Annotated in this window: 6 protein-coding genes; 5 read left to right on the top strand and 1 reads right to left on the bottom strand. The window is 63.3% G+C overall.

Going from position 1 to position 5,351, the window contains the following annotated elements:
* Positions 1-273: GntR family transcriptional regulator (locus VGD93_RS06025; protein WP_395010203.1), on the bottom strand; the 273-nt coding region annotated here is incomplete at its 3' end.
* Positions 274-506: 233 nt separating this feature from the next.
* On the opposite strand from VGD93_RS06025, the gene VGD93_RS06020 reads away from it, so the two are divergent.
* From VGD93_RS06020 to VGD93_RS06000, 5 genes are all read left to right on the top strand, one after another.
* A complete protein-coding gene (locus tag VGD93_RS06020; RefSeq protein ID WP_395010200.1) occupies positions 507-1,523 on the top strand; it encodes a sugar ABC transporter substrate-binding protein in 1,017 nt (338 codons plus the stop codon).
* A 66-nt stretch (positions 1,524-1,589) separates the two neighbouring features.
* Complete coding sequence (locus VGD93_RS06015; RefSeq protein ID WP_395010198.1) at positions 1,590-2,570, top strand: ABC transporter permease; 981 nt, start codon at positions 1,590-1,592, stop codon at positions 2,568-2,570.
* On the top strand, positions 2,560-4,083 hold the full coding sequence (locus tag VGD93_RS06010) for a sugar ABC transporter ATP-binding protein (protein ID WP_395010196.1): 1,524 nt from the start codon (positions 2,560-2,562) through the stop codon (positions 4,081-4,083). The genes VGD93_RS06015 and VGD93_RS06010 overlap by 11 nt, the downstream gene beginning before the upstream one ends.
* Positions 4,067-5,065 carry an ABC transporter permease gene (locus tag VGD93_RS06005; protein ID WP_395010194.1) on the top strand — a complete coding sequence of 333 codons (999 nt, stop codon included), beginning with the start codon at positions 4,067-4,069 and terminating at the stop codon, positions 5,063-5,065. The genes VGD93_RS06010 and VGD93_RS06005 overlap by 17 nt, the downstream gene beginning before the upstream one ends.
* An 11-nt stretch (positions 5,066-5,076) precedes the next feature.
* Positions 5,077-5,351, top strand: a 275-nt coding sequence (locus tag VGD93_RS06000; RefSeq protein ID WP_395010192.1) for an SDR family NAD(P)-dependent oxidoreductase, incomplete at its 3' end; no start/stop codon positions are given.

The following is a 5,351-nucleotide window of genomic DNA, read 5'->3' as shown; positions in this document are numbered from 1 at the left end:
GTCGGTGATGGTTTCGCAGGCACGCCTGATGACTTCCACTTCAACTGCCTCGCGAATCAGTTGGGCTGCCCGAACCTTTTCCAGCCGGATTGGTGCCACCCGTGTTCCACTCTGCGGGTAAATGTCGACGAGCCCCAGGCTGGCAAGCCTCAGCAAGGCCTCGCGCACGGGCGTTCTCGACACCCCCAGGCGTTCTGAAAGCTCCGCCTCGCGGATGGGTTCCAGTGGCCGAAGCACGCCCAGCACGATGTCGTTGCGCAGCAACTCGTACACGTTTTGCGCTGTGGACCGGGGCCGCAGGCGGGGCGTTGGCGAGGTGTTGGACATCTGTTGCAGGTGCGCCTCGAGCGCTGGACAAGGTGTGCACACTAATATATTAGTACCCATATCCGGTCAACGGCCGGAGTACGGCGAAGGCCGCCAGAGACCAGGCGCTACCCGCGCCCTCACAATAGGCCGGGGGTCGTCAACAGCCCGAGATGGGGAGGAACACAATGAACAGATTTATGGCTACCTTGCTCGCAGCGTCGGCCGCGGTCGCGGTGATGTCGGCGTCTGCGATGTCTGCTGAGTTGCCGAAGAAAATCGGCTACGTCACCAACTACGCCACGCACGAGTGGTATCAGAACGTCATCAAGGGCATGCAGGACCGTGCCCAGCAGCTCGGCATCGAATTCGAGGTGCGTGACGCCAACCTTGACGTTGCCCGCGAGGTTGCCATGGCCGAGGACTTCATGTCCCAGGGCGTCGACGTTCTCATCATCACGCCGGTGAATGAGGAAGGCGTCGTTCCCCTGGTCCGTCGGGCCAAGGAAGAGGGGCTGCCGCTCGTCCTGGAGGGCAATCCCGTAAAGGGCATGACCACCATGGTCGCGATCTGCGACTATGACACCGGCTACCATGCGGGCGTCGAAGCGGGCAAATACGCGCAGGAGAACCTGGGCGGCGTCGCCAAGGTAATGAATGTCGGCCTGCCACTGCTGTCGGCAACCGTATTGCGCTCAAACGGCTTCATGGACGGGCTCAAGACCATCATCCCCGAGGCCACGATGGTGCACGACCTCGACGGCGGTGGTAACCCCGACCGCGCGCTGGAAGTCTCCGCCGCGGCGCTCGCTCAGAACAGTGACATCAACATCATCTATGGCATCAACGACTCCTCCTCGCAGGGTGGCCTGCAGGCCTGGAAGGCGAGCGGCCGCTCGCAGGATGGTCTGCTCGTGGTCGGCACCGGAGGTGAGGGGCTGGGCTTCATCAACATGATGGACACCGAGCCCTCCTACCGGATCGAGGCCGCGATGTTCCCGGAGAAGGTCGGCTTCACCTCGATCGACGCCGCCGTCAAGCTGTTCAACAACGAGACCGTGCCCGAGCACATCGTCTCGCCGACGGCGCCGATGGTGGGCAAGGACGCCTGGAAGCAGTTCTATTCGGTCGAGGGTACGACACGCACGATCAATTGGGATAGCGTCAACGCCCTGCAGCCGCCCGACAAGTGCATGAAGACGGCCGCCGATCTCTAGGCTGCGAACTTTCCGGGCCGGGACGCTGCGGCGCCCCGGCCGTTTCCATGTCACCACGGGGTTGAGATGAGTGACGTCACCCAGCCGGCGGGTGCGGGGGCCATGCCCAGCAGGCTCACCGACAACAGCCAAATCGTTCTGGTTCTCCTGCTCCTCGCGTTGTGCATCGGCATCTCGCTCGCCGCGTCGCAGTTCTATTCCGTCGAAAACGTAATCGCCATCCTCCGGCAATGCTCACTGGTGCTGATCGTCGGCGCCGGCATGACCATGCTGTTGATCGCCGGAGAGGTCGACCTGTCGGTGGGCGCGTCACTCGCCTTTTCCGGCTGCGTCGCCATGGATGTGACCAACAAGACGGGCAGCGTGTTCCTCGGGGCGTTGGCAGGCATCCTGTTCGGGGGGGTTGTCGGGCTCTTCAACGGGCTCGTCGTGACGCGCCTCAAGGTGAACTCCTTGATTGCGACCATCGCCACCATGATGATCCTGCAAGGTGGCGTATTCCTCTACACGCGCGAGGCGGTCCAGAACAAACACCAGCAGCCCGCCTTCACCGAGATTTCCACGGGCTATCTCGGGCCGATCCCGTTGCCCGTGATCATCGCCGCCGGCGTGTTCGTGGTTGCCTACATCGTGCTGCGCTTCACGACGATCGGGCGCTATATCTACGCCGTGGGTGCCAATGCACGCGCGGCCCGTCTTTCCGGCAAGCAGCCCGAGTCCCTCAAGCTAATCGTCTTCGTTGTTACCGGCCTGCTCACCGGCCTGGCCGGCCTCATCCTCGCATCGCTCATGAACACGGGTCAGCCGACGGCGGGCCGCGGCTTCGAACTCACCGTCATTGCGGCGGTTATTCTTGGGGGCACCAGCCTGCTTGGGGGGCGCGGCACCCTGCTCGGCACGTTGCTCGGTGTGCTCATTCTCAAGGTTATCGACAACGGCATCATCATCCTGCGCTGGGACCAGAACCTGCAGATGGTCGTGCCGGGGGTCGTCATCGTGCTCGCCACCTATCTCGACCTGCTGCGGAGGCGCGCCGATGCCCGCTAGCGCCGCACTGGAGAAGGCCACCCCCGAGCAAGGGGTGCCAGCAATGGAGATGGTTGGCATCGGCAAGCGTTTTCCCGGGGTGCTGGCCCTCGAGAATGTCAGCCTGACGCTCGAGCCGGGCAAGGTACATGCCCTGATGGGCGAAAACGGCGCCGGCAAGTCGACGCTCATCAAGATCCTCGCCGGGGTCTACCAGAAGGACGCAGGCACCATCCGCATCGGCGGAGTGGAGGCCGACCTGCGATCGCCCCGCGACGCGCTGCGGCAGGGGATCAAGGTGGTGTTCCAGGAGATCGCACTCATCTCGGAGTTCACCGTCGCCGAGAACATCTTCCTTGAGCAGTACCCCGTCAACGGCGCGGGCTCGATCGACTGGAAAAAGATCCGCCGCGAGGCTGCCGCGCTTTTCGAACGCATCGGCTTCAACATCCACCCGGCGGCGAAGGTCGGCGACCTGCCCGTCAGTCAGCAGCAGATGGTCGAGATCGCCCGTGCCCTCGCCCACGAAGCGCGGATTGTCGTTATGGACGAGCCGACATCCTCGCTCACCCCCCATGAGGTCGCCCTGCTGTTCGGGGTGATCCGGCGCCTCGCCGCTCTCGGCATCGCCGTGGTCTATGTCAGCCACAAGCTCGATGAGATCTTCGAAATTGCCGACACGGTCACCGTGCTGCGCGACGGCCATCACATTTCGACGACGCCGGTTCGCGAGCACACGCACGATAGCCTCATCCAGGACATGATCGGCCGCCGCATCGATAACCTCTTCCCACGCTCCCGCGGAGTGGCGCGCGACGAAGTGGTGGTCAAGGTGGAGGGGCTGTCGACAGACAAGCTCAAAGACGTCTCCTTCGAGGCGCGTGCCGGAGAGGTGCTCGGCTTCTTTGGCTTGATGGGAGCGGGGCGGACTGAGCTCGCCAAGGCGATTGTCGGCTACGATCCGATCCGCACCGGTCGCATTACCATCGCCGGCAGTCCATTGAGCCCACATACCACACAGACCGGCGTCGCCCTCGGCATCGGGCTGCTCAGCGAAGATCGCAAGACTGAAGGCTTGATGCTCGAACTCCCCGTGCTGCAAAACACCAGCCTGGCATCGCTCGATCAGTTCGCCCGCGCCGGCTTCGTCGACGAGCCGCGCGAGAGGAGCGCCGTGCAGGCCTTCGTCGATCGATTCCGCATCAAGACGCCCGGCCTCGGTCAGCAGATCAAGAACCTCTCGGGCGGCAACCAGCAGAAGGTGCTGCTCGCCCGTTGGCTGATGCGCGGCCTCAAGGTCATCGTTGTCGACGAACCGACAAGGGGGATCGACGTCGGGGCGAAATCAGAGATCTTCGCGCTCATCGACGAACTCGCCGCCCAGGGGCTGGCCGTCATCATGATGACGTCGGAAATGCCCGAGTTGCTCGGCCTCAGCGATCGCATCGCGGTGATGGCGGAGGGGAGGATCACAACCACCATGTCACGCGACGAGGCCACCCAGGAGAAGATACTCAATGCCGCAATCGCCTAGCCTGTCCGCTGCGGCCGGTCCCAAGAGCCTCGTCGAATTGCTGCGGGCCCTGGTCCGACGCAACGAGTTCGCTTTGTTGCTGTCGCTCGCGGTGCTGATTGTCTTCTTTTCCCTGACGTCCGGGAGCTTCCTTACCCCCCGCAACATTACCAACGTGCTTGGTCAGGCTTCGCTGGCCATGGTGGCGGGCCTCGGGCTCGGCCTGCTGGTCATTGCAGGTGAAATCGACGTCTCCATTGGCTCGCTTGCTGGCGCTGTTGGCATTCCCCTTGTGGTAATCATGAACGCCACGGGTTCCCTGGAGCTAGGCATCGCGGGGGCGTTGCTCCTGGCGCTTTGCGTCGGCGCGATAAATGGCTTCCTCGCCGCATATCTGGGCATCAATTCGCTTATTGTCACGCTCGGATCCCTGTTCGTGATCCGTGGGGGCATCTACCTCTACACGGGCCAGAAGGCGATCCCCGACGACGTCATGCTCGAAAGCTTCTACCAGCTGGGCAACGGCCGTCTTCTCGGAGCCGTTCCGTACCCGGCACTGGTCGCCCTCGTGCTCCTCGTCTGCTTCATCTACCTGATGCGCCATCGCCCCTTTGGCCGCAAGCTGTACGCGGTGGGGGGCAATCCCGAGGTGGCGCGGCTTGCCGGGTACGACGTCAAGCGCGTCAAGTTCTTTGCTTTCGTGATCTGTTCGCTGCTCGCCGGCATTTCAGGGATCCTGCTGTCGTCGCGGCTCGGGTCGGCTGTTCACGTCGCGGGGCTTGGCTTCGAGTTTCAGGTTGTAGCTGCCGTAGTGCTTGGCGGGGTCAGCCTCGCGGGGGGGATCGGGAGCCTGTTCGGCGTGGCTCTGGGTGTGCTGATCCTGTCGTTTCTCGCCAATGGTCTCGGGATGCTGAACCTTGCCACCGAGTGGCAACTGGTCACAACCGGTCTCATCATCATTGCGGCGGTCGCCTTCGACGAACTCAAACGCCGAGCCAAATAGGAGACATCAGCATGGGACGCTTGCAGGGAAAGATCGCCGTTGTGACCGGTGCCGCGGATGGCATTGGCCACGCCATCAGCGAGGCGATGGCGCGGGAGGGCGCCCATGTGTTCGCGTCGGACATCAACGACGAAAAAGGCAGGGCCGTCGTTGACACGCTCCGGCAGGGCGGCGCATCGGCGGACTACGTCCACTGCGATGTCTCCATCGACGCCGACATCGCCAGCCTCATCAACGGCGCCATCGAGAAGAAGGGTCGGCTCGACATCCTCGTCAACAACGCCGC

Source organism: Devosia sp., from assembly GCF_036406155.1.
Classification (GTDB): domain Bacteria; phylum Pseudomonadota; class Alphaproteobacteria; order Rhizobiales; family Devosiaceae; genus Devosia_A.
Note: the sequence above shows the minus strand (reverse complement) of the source record. Positions and strands in the feature narration are given on the sequence as shown.